This window comes from Cellulomonas sp. APG4 (assembly GCF_009996735.1).
Lineage (GTDB): Bacteria > Actinomycetota > Actinomycetes > Actinomycetales > Cellulomonadaceae > Actinotalea.
The window spans coordinates 1-15,027 of the sequence record NZ_JAACYI010000028.1 but is presented as its reverse complement, the minus strand read 5'-3'; the positions used below and the strand labels follow the sequence as shown (position 1 = coordinate 15,027).

Here is a 15,027-nt window from a genome sequence, read left to right as displayed (position 1 = left end):
CCAGGGACGTTCGGCGCGGGGCGCGCGGGATCTCGAGGGGCCGCGCGTGCACGGCCCGATGACTTCCGGGCCCGACGGCGGTCTGTCGGTGGGTGGCGGCAGGATGGTCGCCGCGGGCGGGCGGCCCGTTCACACACCCCGGGGAGGACCGATGATCCACGCACGCGGTCTGGTGCAGACGTTCCAGGCGAGACGCGGCAGGTCGACCACGGAGGTGCGCGCCGTCGACGGGGTCGACCTCGACGTGGCCGACGGTGAGGTGGTCGGCTTCCTCGGCCCCAACGGCGCGGGCAAGACGACGACGCTGCGCATGCTCACCACGCTGCTGCGGCCCACGGCGGGCACCGCGCGCGTCGCGGGGTACGACGTGGTGCGTCAGTCGGTCGAGGTCCGACGGCGGATCGGCTACGTCTCGCAGGCGGGCGGCGCGTTCAGCGGGGCGCGCGCGGGTGACGAGGTGGTCGACCACGGCATGCTCTACGGCCTGCCGCAGCGCGTGGTCGAGCAGCGCGGCAAGGCGTTGTTCGAGCAGATGGACCTGCCGGGGCTGTGGACCCGCATGCCCAAGAACATGTCCGGGGGCCAGAAGCGCCGCCTCGACATCGTGATGGGGCTCATCCACGAGCCGCGGCTCGTGTTCCTCGACGAGCCCACAACGGGCCTCGACCCGCAGGCGCGCGCCAACCTGTGGGAGCACATCAGGGGACTGCGGGACAGGCTCGGCGTGACGGTGCTGCTGACGACGCACTACCTCGACGAGGCCGACGCGCTCTCGGACCGCATCGTCATCATCGACCAGGGTCGCATCGTGGCCTCGGACACCGCGGACAACCTCAAGGCGCAGGTCGCGGGTGACCTCGTGGACCTCGAGGTGGCCGACCGCGCGCTGGTGCCGCAGGCGGCGGCACGCCTGGGCGCGCTCGAGCTGAGCGGTGACGTCGAGGTGGTGGACCGGCACGTGCGGGCCCGGGTGCCGCGGGCCGGGCGCACCATCCAGGGGCTGCTGCGCGACCTGGACGGCGCGGGCATCGACCTCGACTCGATCGAGGTGCTGCGTCCCACGCTCGACGACGTCTTCCTGACCCTCACCGGCCGCTCGCTGCGCGACGCCGAGGCGGCGGCGGACGCGACCGGCGGGGTTGACGGCGCAGGCGACGGCAGCGAGCCCGAGAAGGAGGCGCTCGCCGGCGCCGCGACCACCGGCGCACCCACTGCGACCCCCGACGGAGGCACCCGATGAGCGCGACCACCACCCTCGCGACCGACGCCGGGCTCGCCCCGGCGCGCAGCGGTCCGGCGACCTTCTTCCGCGAGAGCGCGATCGTCTTCCGGCGTCAGCTCCGGATGAACCTGCGCAACCCCGCGTGGGTGATCATCGGGATGATGCAGCCGATCCTCTACCTGCTGCTCTTCGGGCCCCTGCTCGAGCCCCTGATCGGGCAGTTCGGCGCGGTCAACGCCTACACGTTCTTCGTGCCCGGGATGCTCGTGCAGCTCGGCATCTTCGGTGCCTTCTTCGCGGGTTTCAGCCTGATCGGCGAGTGGCGCGAGGGCGTGATCGAGGCCGAGCGCGTGACGCCCGCGAGCCGCACGGCCCTGCTGGTGGGACGGCTGTACCGCGACCTGCTCCAGCTGCTGGTCCAGGCCGCGATCCTCGTGGCGCTCGGCTACGCGCTCGGCATGGTCGCGTCGGCTCAGGGCATCGCGCTCGGCGTCGCCCTCACGCTGCTGCTCGGCGGCGCGTGCGCGGCGGCGTCCAACGCCCTCGCGCTGACGACCAAGTCCGAGGACGTGATGGCGCCGATCATCAACATGGTGATGATGCCCGTGCTGCTGCTCTCCGGGATCCTCCTGCCGATGACCATCGGGCCGGTGTGGCTCCAGCGGGTCAGCGACTTCATGCCGATCCGGCACGTGGTGGACGCCGTGCGCTCGTCCTTCGCGGGCGACTTCGCGCTCTCGAGCCTGACGTGGGGTGTGCTCTGGTCGGTCGGCATGTTCGTGCTCGCCGTGTGGTGGGGCACCGCCACGTTCCGACGCGAGAACGCCTGAGGCGGAGCACGTGGCCGACGACCTGCCGGAGCTGCTCGTGCCCGACGCCGCCGCCTGGCACGAGTGGCTCGCGGAGCACCACACGCAGGAGACGGGCGTGTGGCTCGTGCTGCACAAGAAGGGCGGCGACGTCACCACGCTGACCTACGAGCAGGCCGTGCAGGAGGCGCTGTGCTTCGGCTGGATCGACGGGCAGGGGAAGCGTCGCGACGACGAGTCGTCGCTGCAGCGCATGACCCCGCGCCGCCCGCGCAGCCCGTGGTCGGCGCGGAACGTCGAGCGGGTCGAGGAGCTCGAGCGGACGGGCCGCATGCAGCCCGCGGGCCGGGTGCAGGTCGAGGCCGCCAAGGCCGACGGCCGGTGGGACCGCGCCTATGCCGGCTCGTCGACCATCGAGGTACCTGAGGACCTTCGCGCGGCCGTCGCCGCCGACCCCCGCGCGCAGGCGATGTTCGACGTGCTGACCTCGACCAACCGCTTCGCGATCATCTACCGGGTCGAGGAGGCCAAGCGGGCCGAGACGCGCGAGCGGCGCATCGCGGGCTTCGTCGAGATGCTCGCGCGCGGCGAGACGCCCCATCCGCAGAAGAAGAGACCCGAGGGTGTCGATTCCTGAGCACCTCGCGCGTCATGCTGTCGACGGCGCCCATCACGCCGTCGTCACCACCGACGAGGAGGAACGATGACCGACACCACCCAGGCCGGGGCCGGGCCGGCGCGCGAGTACGTGCTGCTGCTGCACGGCGACGAGAGCGTGTGGGCGAACGCCACCGAGGCCGAGCAGCTCGCCGCCTACGAGCTTCATGGTGAGTTCGCGCGGCTGTGCGGCGAGCGTGGGCACCGGATCACGGGCGGCGCCGAGCTCGAGCCCGCCGCGACCTCCCTGCTGGTGCGCCAGGAGCCGGGCGGCGAGCCGCAGGTCACCGAGGGACCGTTCGCCGAGACCGTCGAGCAGCTCGGCGGCTACTACGTGATCGCCACCGCGGACGTGCAGGACCTCGCGCGCATCGCCGGGATGCTCGTGACGGGCGACGGCACGGTCGAGCTGCGGCCGACCGTGCCCCCGCCTGCCGAGGCCGGGGCGGCGTCATGAAGTTCGTCGTGCTGCTTCACCAGGACGAGCGCGTCTGGGCCGAGGCGGATGCGGACGAGCGGGCGCGGTACATCAAGGAGCACGACGACTTCTCGGCTGCGGCCGCCGCGACGCCGGGCGTCGAGATCCTCGGCGGCGAGGCGCTCACCTCGGTCGCCTCGGCCACGACGCTCCGCCGCCACGGTGACCAGGTGACGATCACCGAGGGACCGTACGCCGAGACCGTCGAGCAGCTCGGCGGCTTCTACCTGATCGAGGCGCCGGACCTCGACGTGCTCACGAGCCTGCTCCCCCGCCTGCCCGAGTACACGCTCGAGATCCGACCGGTCGCCGACGTGCCGTGACAGAGCCAGCACCCGGTGGATCCGTGGGCGCCGCCCTCGAGGCGGCGCTCCGGATCCACTGGGCGCGGCTCGTCGCGCTGCTGATCGGCCAGTACGGCCGGCCCGACCTGGTCGAGGACGCGCTCGCCGAGGCCTTCGCCGCGGCAACCCGGCGCTGGCCGGTCGACGGGATCCCGGCGAACCCCGCCGGATGGCTGCTCACCGCCGCGCGCCGACGCGTCGTGGACCAGCTGCGCACCGAGGTGGTGCGGCGCCGCGCCGAGCCACTCATGGTCGTCGACGCGCGCACACGCCAGCTCGCGGAGGGCGCCGACGAGCCCGGGGACGATCTCGACGAGGACGTCGCACGCCTCCTGCTGACGTGCGCGCACCCGGCTCTCGGCCCCGACGCCCGTATCGCTCTCACCCTGCGCTTCGTCGTCGGCCTCGAGGCGCGCGAGATCGCCCGCCTCCTGCTGGTCCAGGAGGCGACGATGGCGGCGCGTCTCACCCGAGCGAAGAAGCGTCTCGCCGCGTCCGGCATCCCGTTCGCGCTCCCGCCGGACGACCGCCTCCCGGAGCGCCTCGACGTCGTCGCCACCGTCCTCTACCTGCTCTTCACCTCGGGCTACCAGCCCACCCATGGTGACCGGCCGCTGCGGGTGGACCTCGCCGACGAGGCCATCCGCCTCACGCGCCTCGTCGACGCCGCCCTCCCCGGCCACGCCGTCGTGCGGGCCCTGCTCGCACTCCTGCTCCTGCAGCACTCGCGCCGGGACGCGCGCCTCGACGAGGCCGGGGACCTGGTGCTGCTGCCCGAGCAGAACCGCGCACGCTGGGACCGGCGGGCGATCGCCGAGGCGCTCACGATCCTGGACGCCCTGCCGCCGAGCACCGGACAAGCCGAGGAGTACCGCCTCCAGGCCCTCATCGCGGCCGAGCACGCGAGAGCGCCGACGTCGGCTGAGACCCGATGGGTGGTCATCGCCGATCTCTACGCCGAGCTCGAACGCCGGACGCTGTCCCCCCTCGTCCGTCTCGCCCGCGCGGTCGCGGTCGCCGAGCACGACGGCCCGGAGGCCGGGCTCGCACTGCTCGAGGACCTCGACCTCGCGCTGCCGCGTCACCACCGCCTGCCCGCCGTCCGCGCCGAGCTCCTCCTCCGCGCGGACCAGCCGGACGCGGCGGTCGAGCAGCTCGACCGTGCGCTCGTCCTGGTCACCGCCCCGACCGAGCGTCGGCACCTCGAGCGTCGCCGCGCAGGCGCACTGGAGCGCTCCTCATCACCGGATGCGGCCGGCCGATAGTCCGGTGAGGTGGCATCGGCTGCCGGGAGGGGGCACACGCGCATGGGACGGTCGCGGTCGGAGGCCGAGGAGCAGGTCGCCGCGCTGCTGCACACCGCCCGCACGGCACTGGGCCTGAGCGTCTCGTTCCTCACGCGCATGGACGGCGAGGTCCAGACCCTCGAGGTGGTCGACACCCCGCTGCCGTTCACGTTCGACGGCGCCACGCAGGTCCAGGAGACGACGGTCTGCCAGGCGATCATCGACGGCCACCTGCCCGACGTGATCCCGGATCTCACGGCGCACCCCGAGGCACGCCGCCTGCCCGCCGTCGCAGGCTTCCCCCGCCTGCGCAGCTATGTGTCCGTCCCGGTGACCCTCAGCGACGGCCGCGCCTACGGCACGTTCTGCGCGGCCGGCCTCACCACGCACAAGAAGCTCGACACGCGTGACCGCGCCCTGCTCGAGGTGCTCGCGTCCGCTGCAGCGATGATCATCGAGCCCGGCGTGCTCGAGCGCGAGCGCAACGAGCTGATCACGCAGCGCCTGCGACCCGTGCTCACCGACGGCGGTCTCGACGTGGTGCTCCAGCCGATCGTCGACCTCGCGTCCGGCACCCGCGTGGGCGCCGAGGCCCTCAGCCGCTTCCCGCGCACGTGGGGCCTGACGCCCGACGTCGTGTTCGCGCAGGCGCACGACGTCGGCCTGGGGCCCCGCCTCGAGGTGCACGCCCTCGAGCGTTCGGCCGCCCTGCTCGACGAGGTGCCCGGTTACGTCGCGCTCAACGTCTCCCCCGCGACCCTGCTCACCGAGCCGTGCCGTGCCCTGCTGGCCCGCCTGCCGGGCGACCGCGTGCTGCTCGAGCTCTCGGAGCACGACCAGGTCGAGGACTACGCGACGCTCGCGGAGGTGCTCGCCCCGCTGCGCGCGGCCGGCATGCGCCTGGCGATCGACGACGTGGGCGCCGGATTCTCGTCGCTGCGCCACATCGTGCTGTGCGCGCCCGACGTCATCAAGATCGACCGCAGCATCGTGGACGGCGTCGCGCACGACGGCGTGCTCTCGACCCTCGTGCGCGCGCTGGTCCAGTTCGCGCACGGCAACGGCACGCTCGTGGTCGCCGAGGGCGTCGAGACCGAGGACGACGCCCGCCACCTCGCCGAGCTGGGCGTGGACCTGGGCCAGGGCTGGTTCTTCGGCCGTCCCGGCCCGCCGTCGGCCCTCGACCACCTCCCCACCCAGCGCACGGCCCGCACACCCTGACCGACCCTTGCCGATAATCGGTTGGCCGGCGCCGGGCGCGGGGTCAGGCTTCCGGCATGAGCACCGTGTCGCGCACTGAGGCGCCCGAGGCCGGCCACCGCACCGGCTGGCAGATCCACCAGGCCGCCGTGCCCGCGAGCCTGGACGACCCGCAGGCGTGGGCACTGCTGGGCTCGGTCGCCTCCGGACAGGCCGTGGACCTCGCGCTCTACGGCTACGACGACCTCGCGCCCGCACCTGCCGAGACGCACGCCTACCTCAGCAACCAGGTCTCCTCGATCCGCGCACTCCTCGTGGCCACCGCGCCCGACGCTCCCCCGCAGCCCGACGCCGTGGTCGGCTCCGTGCGCCTCGTGCTCCAGCGCGAGAGCAACACCCGCACCGCCTTCATGGAGCTGCGCGTGCGGCCGGACGCACGCCACCAGGGCGTCGGCTCGGCCCTGCTCGCCGCGGCCGAGAAGCTCGCCGCCGAGCACGGCCGCACCACGTTCATCGTGCACTCCGAGCACATGGGCGAGCCCGCGCGGGACGAGCCGCACCTCGCTCCGCCCACCGGCAGCGGACGCCTGCGGCCCGACGACGCCGCGGTCGCGTTCGCCCACGCGCACGGCTACCGCCTCGAGCAGGCCGAGCGCTACTCCGTCCTCGAGCTTCCGGTGGACCCGGCTCTCGTCACCCGCCTGCACGACGACGCCGCGGCGCGCGCGGGCGCCGACTACCGCCTGGTCGCGTGGACGGACCGCACGCCCGACGCGTGGGTCGACGACGTCACGCACCTGTACACGCGCATGAGCACGGACATCCCGTCGGCCGGCCTCGACGTCGAGGAGGAGGTCTGGGACGCCGAGCGGCTGCGCGCCATGGAGACGCAGATCGAGGCGTCCGAGAGCGGCTACCTGCTGGTCGCGGCCGAGCACGTGCCCACGGGTCGCCTGGCCGCGTTCACGATGGTCCAGTACCCGCTGGCCAAGCCCGAGGTCGTGTTCCAGGAGGACACGCTGGTGCTCGCCGAGCACCGCAGGCGGCGGCTCGGGATGCTCGTCAAGACCGACGCCCTGCGCCGGCTCGTCGAGCTGCGCCCCGGTGCCCGCCGCATCCACACCTGGAACGCCGAGGAGAACGAGCACATGCTCGCGATCAACGTCGCCCTCGGCTTCCGCCCCACGGGCGTGATCGGCATGTGGCAGAAGCGCACGGGCAACCCAGCCGACGACGGCGCCCCCGAGGGCTGAGCTGCTGCGCGCTACTCGGGCAGGACGGCGACCGCGGCGGGCTCGACCCGCAGCCGCACCTGCGCGCCCGGGCGGTGCGCGTCGCCGTCGGCGCGGGTCGCGGGCACGACGGCGGTCACGCGGCCCACCTCGGGCACGTCGACGTCGAGCTCGGTGACCCCGCGGCGGAAGCCCGCCGCGACCACGGTGCCCACCACCGCGCCGTCATCGTCGGGGACGAGCGAGCCCGGCCCAAGCGCGACGCACCCTTCGACGTCAACGCCCACACCCACCGCCTCGCGCACCGCCACCGACGCCCGCCCCACCTCGACGAACGCCTGGTACCCCAGGAACTCCGCGACGCGGCGCGACGCGGGCCGGTGCCACAGGTCCGCGGGCGGGTCCACCTGGAGCAGCCGACCCAGGTCCATGACGGCGATGCGGTCGGCCACGGCGTAGGCCTCGTCGTGGTCGTGGGTCACGAACACGGCCGTGGTGCCGGTCGAGGTCAGCGCCTCGCGCACCTCGCCCGCGAGCCGCTCACGCAGCGCACGGTCGAGTGCGCTGAGCGGCTCGTCGAGCAGAAGCAGCCGGGGCCGAGGCGCGAGCGAGCGGGCCAGCGCCACGCGCTGCCGCTCCCCGCCCGAGAGCGTCGCGACGTCACGGTCGGCGAACCCGGGGAGCCCCACGAGCTCGAGCAGCTCGGCCACCCGCGCCCGCCGCACCTCACGCGGCGCGCGCTGCATCTCGAGCCCGAACGCCACGTTCGCGCCCACGTCGCGGTGCGGGAACAGCTGGCCGTCCTGGAACATCAGCCCGAACCCGCGCCGGTGCACGGGGACGCCGGCGAGGTCATGCCCGTCCCACGCGACGCTGCCCGCGCTGAGCGGCTCGAGCCCGGCGACGGCGCGCAGCAGGCTCGACTTGCCGCTGCCGGACGGCCCGAGCAGCGCGACCACCTCGCCGGGCGCGACGTCGAGGCTCAGCCCGTCCACGGCGGTGGCGGTGCGCCCGTCGTCGTCGACGTAGTGCACGACGACGTCCCGCACCTCGAGCCCGGCCATCACACGTCCCCCGCGACGCCGGGGCGCAGCCGCTCGGCGAGCGCGATCGCCGTGGCCGTCATGAGCGCGAGCACCACGGAGGCGGCGAGCGCCATGCCCAGGTTCTCGGCGCCCGGCCGGCCGATGAGCCGGAAGATCACCACGGGCAGCGTGGGCCGCTCGGGCCGTGCGAGGAACGCCGTCGCGCCGAACTCCCCGAGGCTCACGGCGAACGCGAGGCCCAGCGCGAGGCCGGCCGAGCGCGCGGCGATGGGCCAGTCGACCAGGCGCAGCACGCGGCCGGGCGGCGCGCCGAGCACCGCGGCGGCCTCGTGCAGACGGGAGTCGATGGCACGGAGCACGGGCAGCACGGTACGCACCACGAGCGGGGTCGCGACCACGGCCTGCGCGATCGGGATGAGCACGGGTGACGAGCGCAGGTCGAGGTCGAGCCCCAGCGGCCGATCCATGGTGAGGAGGAACCCGAAGCCCACGGTCACGGCCGAGACCCCGAGCGGCAGCATCACCACGGCGTCGAGCACTCCGACGGCGCGGCGCAGCGGACGCGAGCGCGGGCGACGCGAGACCACGAGCGCGACCAGCCCTCCGACGACGACGGCGAGCACGGTCGCGTCGAGTGCGATGCGCAGCGAGGTCACCGCCGCGTCCCAGACGGTCACGCTGAGCGCGTTGGGGCCGCCAGTGGTGCCGAGGGCCACGTAGTTGTCCAGGCCCCAGCCGCGCGGGGTGCGCAGCGAGCGCAGCGCGACGGTGACGAGCGGCAGGGCGAGGAAGGCGAGCGCGAGCGCCGTGACCGCCACCGCGGCGCCGTCGGCCGCGCTGCGTCCCGGGCCGCGCAGGCGCAGCGGACGCTCGACGGCGGTGGTGCTGCCCTGGGCGAGCGTGCGTTCGCGCCGGCTGCGTGCGCGGCCCGCGACGGCGAGGGCGGCGGCGATCACCACGAGCTGCACCACGGAGAGCACGGCCGCGGCGCGCAGGTCGAGGAACTGCGTGGTCTGCACCCAGATCTCGGTCTCGACCGTGCCGTAGCGCGGGCCGCCGAGCACGAGGACCACGCCGAACGCCGTCGCGCAGAACAGGAACACGATCGCGGCGCCCGAGGCGATCGCCGGCACCAGCGCGGGGAGCGTGACCTGCACGAACGCACGCAGCGGCGAGGCGCCCAGCGCCCGGGCGGCCTGCTCGGCGCGCGGGTCGAGGGTGGCCCAGTAGCCGCCCACGGTGCGCACCAGCACCGCGTAGTTGAAGAAGACGAGCGCCGCGACCACGCCCGCGAAGGTGCCGTCCCAGCCCAGGAACCCGAGCGGCCCGTGCGGCGCGAGCACCGAGCGGAACGCGACGCCCACCACCACGGTGGGCAGCACGAACGGCACCACGACGAACGCACGGAGCGCGCCCCGGCCGCGGAACGTGCGCCGGTAGAGCACGTGCGCGCCGGGCACGCCCAGCAGCACGACGACGGCGGTCGCGACGGTCGCCTGCGCGAGGGTCAGGCCGATCACGCGCCAGGTGCGCGGGCGCGAGAACACCTCGACGAACCCGCTGAGGTCCAGGGCGCCGTCGGGCCAGAACCCGCGGGCGACGAGCGTGCCCACGGGCAGGGCGAAGAACAGCCCGAGGAAGGCCAGCGGCACGGCGACCGCGAGCCCCCAGGCTGCTCCGCGCCCGACGGCGCCCCGGCGGTTCAGTCGAGCACCGTGGCCGTCCACGTGTCGATCCAGGCGTCGCGGTTCTCCGCGATCACGCCCGGGTCGAGGGTCAGCGGCTCGGGCGGCAGGGGCGCGAACAGCTCCCAGCTCTCGGGCAGCTCGACCGTGGAGTCGGCCGGGTAGACGTACATGTTCTCCGGGATGTCGGCCTGCACCTCGGGGCTCAGCAGCCAGTCGATCACCTGGCGCGCACCCTCGGGGTTGGCGGCACCGGCCAGCACCCCCGCGTACTCGACCTGGCGGAAGCACGTGTCGAGCATCGCGGCGGTCGGGGCCTCGTCGGCGCCCTCGGGCACCTCGTACGGCGGGGACGACGCGTAGGAGAGCGCGATGGGCCGGTCGCCCTCGCTCGACGGGCCGGAGAAGTCGACGTAGTACGCGTCGGACCAGCCACCGGCCACCTTGACGCCGTTCTCGCGCAGGGCGGCCCAGTAGTCGACCCAGCCGTCCTCGCCCAGCTCGGCGATGGTCGCGAGCAGGAACGCGAGCCCGGGCGACGACGTCGCGGGGTTGGTCACGACCAGCAGGTCGCGGTACGCGGGGTCGGTGAGGTCCTGGAGCGACGTCGGCTCGGGCACGCCCTGCTCGGCGAACCACTCACGGTCGATGTTGAGGCACACGTCGCCCACGTCGATCGCGGTGAGGTGGTCCTCGTCGTCGACGGCGAGCTCCTGGACGTCCTCGCCGGCCTCCGGGGACGTGTACGGCTCGAGCACGCCCTCGTTGATCGCGCGCGACGCGAACGTGGTGTCGATGCCGTAGACCACGTCACCCAGCGGCGCGTCCTTGGTGAGGATGAGCTGGTTGACGAGCGCGCCGCCGTCGCCGGGGGCGCGGGTCTCGAGGGTCAGGCCGGTGCGCTCCTCGAAGGCCGCGATCACGTCCTCGCTGAGCGCGAACGAGTCGTGGGTGACGAGGACGACGGTCCCACCGCCCTCGCCGTCGTCGGCCTGGTCCGTGCCGCCGTCACCCTCGCCGATCGCCGAGCAGGCGGTCAGGGCGAGTGCGGACGCGGCGGTGAGCGCGGTGAGCCGCGCGGACGTGCGTGCGTGGCCGGGCCGGGGGCGGCGCCGGTGCGTGCTGGTGGTCATGCTCCTCCTCGTCGTGATGCACGAGGGGTGCCCGGGCGGCCCGCCGCGGGCGCGGCGTGACGCACGGGCTGAGAATCCCGACTCCCTACGCCGGTGCGAACCGGATCAGGTGCGAGGGTCTGCGGAGGTCCGCACTCTCAGCGTCCGGCCTGCCGCTCCGCGGGTGCGGTGCATGGGGCCGACGCTCCCCTGTCGTTCACCCGGGAGCCTACCTCCCGGCGCGCGGGGGCCGGGTCTACGCTCGGTGCCATGGCCACGCAGCTCTTCGCCGCCACCCACACCACCGCCGTGACCCGGGCCAAGGCCCTCGAGTCCGGCCACGCGACCGAGCAGGCCCTCGCGGTCGAGCTGCCGGGCCTCACGGGTCCGGACCTCGAGGTGCTGGGCGAGGTGGCCGCCGCCGCGGTCCAGTTCGGCACCGGCGACCTCGAGCCGGCCGAGGTGGACCTCGACCACGAGCAGCTGCTGCGCCTGCCGGACTTCCTGGTCGAGGTGCTCGCCGAGCTCGCCTCGAGCGAGGACCCGGAGCTCGCCGACGAGGTGGTCACGGCATGGTCGGCCTCCGAGGAGGTCGACCTCGACCCCACCGAGCTACGCCCGCTGCTGGACGCGGTGCTCGAGCTGGTAGTCGAGGCGCAGGACGACGGCTCGGACCTCTACCTCTGGGTGGACCTGGGCTGAGGCCACCAGCCCCCACGATCGAGGCCGTCAGCAGGATCATCATCGACGTGCACCCTTCACCTCCGCCCCGGGCCCCGCGGGGCCGCCTCATGTTGCGATCAAGATGGCGCTGAGGGCCGCCGCGAGATCGGTCGCCCAACTGATCGACCACCGCGCCAGCGGCCCCGGAGGCGCTGCAGGCATCAGCAGCGAAGCGAGGAAGTGGTACACGCAGAGGATGATCGGTGTGAGGACAGGAACTCCCGGAATGCCCAGTTCTCCGTAGCGATCCCCCCACTCCTTTCCACCGATCGCGTCGAGCGCGTACCCGGTTCCGAAGGCCAGGATTGACAGCACCACGCAAAGGATGAGCCAGCCGAACCCTGCTGCGCGGTGCTGGTGCCGCGGCGTGTGGCCCTGGCCGCCAGGCTCCCAGAACGCGCGCCACATCTGGCGACGCCGGGAACGCTCGCTTCTTGGGGTGTCCATCAGGTCGACGACACCGGCTGCGAAACCGCTGAGAAACGACTCTCCCCGCGCCCACGCCAGCGATCTCATTGGCTCCCCCATGTGAGTTGATCAGGTCCGACGGATCTCCTAGAGGCACGAGCAGTCATCGTCATGGTGGCCACAGCTTCGTGACGCCCTCAACCTCCGCCCCTGCCCGCGAATCACTCGCGTGACTCGACCTCCACCATCCAGCCCTGCGCGCGGCGATGTCTGGCGCCTGCCATTGGACCAGACCGGCTGTTCACTGCTTGGGGCTGTAGATGGCGAGCTCGAACTCCCCAGTGGTGAACTCATCGAGCACGAGCTCAAAGGTCTCACCGCTGATCGTCTTCACGTACGACCATTCCACGTCGACATACAGAGCTTCATCGGGCGCGACCCAACCCTTGCCCTCAACGATCGCAGCGACCTCCTCCACCGCACCCGCAACGCTCTCGGCGCTCACGGCGGCCGGGCCGCCCGCCGTCGTGTCGCACCTGACCTCGGTCGGCCGGAACCCCAGGTCCTCAACTTCGCGCACCAGCGTCGCGCATACTCGTCCATCGCCTGCTGGCACATTTCGTCACCGTCGGGCAGGCAACCACTCACGAGGGCAGCGCAGACTACCGATAGAGCCACCCACGCCGAACTCGAAGATTTGGCAGATTTCGAGTCATCTCTTGGCCAATCTACTCGTGTCGTAGTGCCAGCGCCGGACCCTCGACCGAGACGATCCGTCCCTGTGCATCACGGCCCAGCGACCAGCCCACCAGCTCGACCGGCTCACCCTCGACCAGACCCTGATACGCCAGGGCCGACTCCTCCTTGCCCAGCCGAACGTCGCCGTCTGCGTGAGCCCACCCGGCAACCACTGCGACACGATGGCGTCGTCCGCACCGACTGACTCAGCGCCTCGATCTGCACGCCAAGTCCGGCTAGACAGCGACGATCCGCCACGCGAGTCGAGCTCGCGCTGAGATGTCCGGCCAAGAGACGGATGAGGACCGGTCACTCCGATCCGGTTTGCCACGACCAGATCGAGCGCTGCAGTTCAGAGAACGCAACCTTCGGCTCGGAGTCCAGGCCTACAGCCTCCGCAGACTCTCGAATAGTCAGGTCGGCCTCAGCGCGGGCGCAATCTCCTGTTGGCTGCTGAGAAACAAAACCTGATTCTTCGCGAATCAGCGCACGGAAAATCTGGCCCTCGGAATCCCAGAAGCGGTACTCCTCCGCTCTGACGTCGTAATGTTCGGTTGCCAGCTCTGCATCCTCCATGCTGGCGAAGAGGAGAGGGTCGCCACTCTCACTTCGAATGATCGGCGGAGTCGCTTGGGCCACTACAAACGGTCCCTCCAGCTTCTGCCGGTCGACCTTCTGCCCCAAGGACGGTGGCGACCAACGCCTTGGCCAGGATTCCCCGCTCCTGAGCCTCTATGGGTCTCCACCCTACGGTGGTAGCAGGACCTCTCCTTGCCTTCGAGATCCTGTTGGTTGATGGGGTCTTGTGGGTAGGCGTAGGCGGTGGTGAACGGCCCCGGTTTTAGTGGAGGCTCTGGTGTGTACCGGGTTCGGTGGAGCCGTGGTACTGGAATCTAGGCACGGTGATCGGTTGTCTGCTCTCGAACTCTAGGGGCGCGAGCCCGCCCAGGGCGAAGTGTCGGCAGTTGTGGAAGATCTCCAGGTACTCGAAGATTGCGTTCGCGAGTTCCCGCGTCTCGGTCACGGTGATCCACCGCAACCTAGATGAGGAAGGCTATACCTCCGAGGATCATCCCGAGGGCCAGAGCCAGCAGAAGCGCGCTGCGCATATTCGGCGGCATGCGGGCGGGGAGGCCTTCGCGGAATGCGTTGGGGTCCTTCCGAGTGACGTAGGCCAAGTAGGAGTTTCGCCGCCAGGCAAGAAGCACGCCGCTCACCAGCCATGCGAAACCGACGCCGCGGTATACCTGCTCGGGCAGCGCAAGACTTCGCTCTGCCTGGCCTGCGTCTCCACTCGCGATGACGTCTAGGCTCAAGAGCGCGACTGCGGCGCCAAAGATTCCCAGAGCCAAGCCCGCCGAAAAAGCGGACGCGCCAAGGTGGCGCCCAGTATAGCCGCGCACCCATAGCGCTCCTATCACGCAAATGGTAGCGCCGGAAGCCAACCCTGCGAGTCCCAAGATCGCGATCATCCGGCGTTCACCTCCATCTGCCTGTGGCGGCCCTGTAGCCCGAGTAGGCGTTGTAGGCTACCTTGGCAGAAGTTCTCCCCGGGCGATACCTGAACGCGACGCGCAGTGACACGCTTCGATTTACTCGCCCACTTCGCCAGTTTCGGTGTTTGCCAGAGCCCTGCCGGAGAGCCGCACCCATTCTTGTGTGAGCGCCAGGAATCCTGCGAACAGCACGAGCTCCAGGCACAAAAATGCTCGCGACATCGAGGGCGGTGTGCGCCCAGAAATCCCCTCGAGACATCTCGCGCTTCTTTGCGCGAAAAGCGCCGTAGTAGTTGCTTCCAATGCTTGCTGCAGCGGCGCCGATCGCGATTGCAGCGCACACTCCCGCCGTTGCGACGATGCATCCGACGGCAGCGGCGACACCGAGAGCCGCGACTCCACGCTTGATCCACTTTCGTAGGGCAAACGTGCCGTCGAGGTCGTGTTGGTTTATGGGGTCTTGGGGGTAAGCGTAGGCAGTGGTGTTCCCGCCGACCACGGGGTCGACGGAGGTGAACAGGCCGGTGGTGGGGTTGTACAGGCGTGCGCCCATGAGCAGCAGGCCGGTGGTGTCGGTGGCGCGCTCCTTGG

General features: G+C 72.0%; 17 protein-coding genes and 1 riboswitch. Of the genes, 9 read left to right on the top strand and 8 right to left on the bottom strand.

Annotated features, from left to right (window positions below):
- Nucleotides 1-151 precede the first annotated feature (151 nt).
- The 8 genes from GXB85_RS16015 (at nucleotide 152) to GXB85_RS15980 (ending at nucleotide 7,249) form a co-directional block, all read left to right on the top strand.
- On the top strand, nucleotides 152-1,240 hold the full coding sequence (locus tag GXB85_RS16015; RefSeq protein WP_161918666.1) for an ATP-binding cassette domain-containing protein: 1,089 nt from the start codon (nucleotides 152-154) through the stop codon (nucleotides 1,238-1,240).
- Nucleotides 1,237-2,052, top strand: a complete 816-nt coding sequence (locus GXB85_RS16010) for an ABC transporter permease (RefSeq protein WP_161918665.1) — start codon at nucleotides 1,237-1,239, stop codon at nucleotides 2,050-2,052. The genes GXB85_RS16015 and GXB85_RS16010 overlap by 4 nt, the downstream gene beginning before the upstream one ends.
- Before the next feature lie 10 nt (nucleotides 2,053-2,062).
- Nucleotides 2,063-2,668: a YdeI/OmpD-associated family protein gene (locus tag GXB85_RS16005; RefSeq protein ID WP_161918664.1), complete on the top strand. Its 606-nt coding sequence runs from the start codon at nucleotides 2,063-2,065 to the stop codon at nucleotides 2,666-2,668.
- 66 nt (nucleotides 2,669-2,734) lie between these two features.
- Nucleotides 2,735-3,145 carry a YciI family protein gene (locus tag GXB85_RS16000; protein WP_161918663.1) on the top strand — a complete coding sequence of 137 codons (411 nt, stop codon included), beginning with the start codon at nucleotides 2,735-2,737 and terminating at the stop codon, nucleotides 3,143-3,145.
- 8 nt (nucleotides 3,146-3,153) lie between these two features.
- Nucleotides 3,154-3,489, top strand: coding sequence for a YciI family protein (locus GXB85_RS15995; RefSeq protein ID WP_370524297.1), 336 nt, complete (start codon nucleotides 3,154-3,156; stop codon nucleotides 3,487-3,489).
- Nucleotides 3,490-3,512: 23 nt separating this feature from the next.
- Entirely contained in the window at nucleotides 3,513-4,775 is a 1,263-nt protein-coding gene (locus tag GXB85_RS15990) for an RNA polymerase sigma factor (RefSeq protein ID WP_370524296.1), read from the top strand.
- A gap of 42 nt (nucleotides 4,776-4,817) precedes the next feature.
- The gene (locus GXB85_RS15985; protein WP_161918660.1) at nucleotides 4,818-6,017 is read left to right on the top strand and encodes an EAL domain-containing protein; all 1,200 of its coding nucleotides are present in this window, start codon (nucleotides 4,818-4,820) and stop codon (nucleotides 6,015-6,017) included.
- 56 nt (nucleotides 6,018-6,073) lie between these two features.
- Nucleotides 6,074-7,249 (top strand): GNAT family N-acetyltransferase, encoded by a 1,176-nt coding sequence (locus GXB85_RS15980; RefSeq protein WP_161918659.1) that lies wholly within the window; start codon nucleotides 6,074-6,076, stop codon nucleotides 7,247-7,249.
- Nucleotides 7,250-7,260: 11 nt separating this feature from the next.
- On the opposite strand, the gene GXB85_RS15975 is transcribed toward GXB85_RS15980, so the two are convergent.
- From GXB85_RS15975 to GXB85_RS15965, 3 genes are read right to left on the bottom strand one after another with little or no spacing between them, the layout of a single operon-like run.
- Complete coding sequence (locus tag GXB85_RS15975) at nucleotides 7,261-8,292, bottom strand: ABC transporter ATP-binding protein (RefSeq protein WP_161918658.1); 1,032 nt, start codon at nucleotides 8,290-8,292, stop codon at nucleotides 7,261-7,263.
- Entirely contained in the window at nucleotides 8,292-10,001 is a 1,710-nt protein-coding gene (locus tag GXB85_RS15970) for an ABC transporter permease (protein WP_370524295.1), read from the bottom strand. The genes GXB85_RS15975 and GXB85_RS15970 overlap by 1 nt, the downstream gene beginning before the upstream one ends.
- Entirely contained in the window at nucleotides 9,977-11,092 is a 1,116-nt protein-coding gene (locus GXB85_RS15965; protein WP_161918657.1) for a thiamine ABC transporter substrate binding subunit, read from the bottom strand. Before GXB85_RS15965 ends, GXB85_RS15970 begins: the two co-directional genes overlap by 25 nt.
- Before the next feature lie 65 nt (nucleotides 11,093-11,157).
- Nucleotides 11,158-11,293: riboswitch (TPP riboswitch) on the bottom strand.
- Between the two features lie 48 nt (nucleotides 11,294-11,341).
- Here GXB85_RS15965 and GXB85_RS15960 point away from each other — a divergent pair.
- Entirely contained in the window at nucleotides 11,342-11,773 is a 432-nt protein-coding gene (locus tag GXB85_RS15960; protein WP_161918656.1) for a hypothetical protein, read from the top strand.
- Between the two features lie 87 nt (nucleotides 11,774-11,860).
- Here the strand turns inward: GXB85_RS15960 and GXB85_RS15955 are convergent, their stop codons facing one another.
- The 5 genes from GXB85_RS15955 to GXB85_RS15940 form a co-directional block, all read right to left on the bottom strand.
- Nucleotides 11,861-12,310: a hypothetical protein gene (locus GXB85_RS15955; RefSeq protein WP_161918655.1), complete on the bottom strand. Its 450-nt coding sequence runs from the start codon at nucleotides 12,308-12,310 to the stop codon at nucleotides 11,861-11,863.
- Nucleotides 12,311-12,503: 193 nt separating this feature from the next.
- On the bottom strand, nucleotides 12,504-12,782 hold the full coding sequence (locus GXB85_RS15950; protein WP_161918654.1) for a hypothetical protein: 279 nt from the start codon (nucleotides 12,780-12,782) through the stop codon (nucleotides 12,504-12,506).
- A gap of 467 nt (nucleotides 12,783-13,249) precedes the next feature.
- Nucleotides 13,250-13,516 (bottom strand): hypothetical protein, encoded by a 267-nt coding sequence (locus GXB85_RS15945; protein WP_161918653.1) that lies wholly within the window; start codon nucleotides 13,514-13,516, stop codon nucleotides 13,250-13,252.
- Between the two features lie 265 nt (nucleotides 13,517-13,781).
- Nucleotides 13,782-13,964: an IS3 family transposase gene (locus tag GXB85_RS18995; RefSeq protein WP_370524294.1), complete on the bottom strand. Its 183-nt coding sequence runs from the start codon at nucleotides 13,962-13,964 to the stop codon at nucleotides 13,782-13,784.
- Nucleotides 13,965-14,419: 455 nt separating this feature from the next.
- The coding region (locus tag GXB85_RS15940) for an RHS repeat-associated core domain-containing protein (RefSeq protein ID WP_161918652.1) at nucleotides 14,420-15,027 on the bottom strand (608 nt) is incomplete at its 5' end.

What these genes read in the sequence shown, in the direction of transcription:
- GXB85_RS16015 (WP_161918666.1), top strand. Translation starts at nt 152, where the DNA reads ATGATCCACGCACGCGGTCTGGTGCAGACGTTCCAGGCGAGACGCGGC.
- GXB85_RS16010 (WP_161918665.1), top strand. Translation starts at nt 1,237, where the DNA reads ATGAGCGCGACCACCACCCTCGCGACCGACGCCGGGCTCGCCCCGGCG.
- GXB85_RS16000 (WP_161918663.1), top strand. Translation starts at nt 2,735, where the DNA reads ATGACCGACACCACCCAGGCCGGGGCCGGGCCGGCGCGCGAGTACGTG.
- GXB85_RS15985 (WP_161918660.1), top strand. Translation starts at nt 4,818, where the DNA reads ATGGGACGGTCGCGGTCGGAGGCCGAGGAGCAGGTCGCCGCGCTGCTG.
- GXB85_RS15980 (WP_161918659.1), top strand. Translation starts at nt 6,074, where the DNA reads ATGAGCACCGTGTCGCGCACTGAGGCGCCCGAGGCCGGCCACCGCACC.
- GXB85_RS15975 (WP_161918658.1), bottom strand. Translation starts at nt 8,292, where the DNA reads ATGGCCGGGCTCGAGGTGCGGGACGTCGTCGTGCACTACGTCGACGAC.
- GXB85_RS15965 (WP_161918657.1), bottom strand. Translation starts at nt 11,092, where the DNA reads ATGACCACCAGCACGCACCGGCGCCGCCCCCGGCCCGGCCACGCACGC.
- GXB85_RS15960 (WP_161918656.1), top strand. Translation starts at nt 11,342, where the DNA reads ATGGCCACGCAGCTCTTCGCCGCCACCCACACCACCGCCGTGACCCGG.
- GXB85_RS15955 (WP_161918655.1), bottom strand. Translation starts at nt 12,310, where the DNA reads ATGAGATCGCTGGCGTGGGCGCGGGGAGAGTCGTTTCTCAGCGGTTTC.
- GXB85_RS15945 (WP_161918653.1), bottom strand. Translation starts at nt 13,516, where the DNA reads ATGGAGGATGCAGAGCTGGCAACCGAACATTACGACGTCAGAGCGGAG.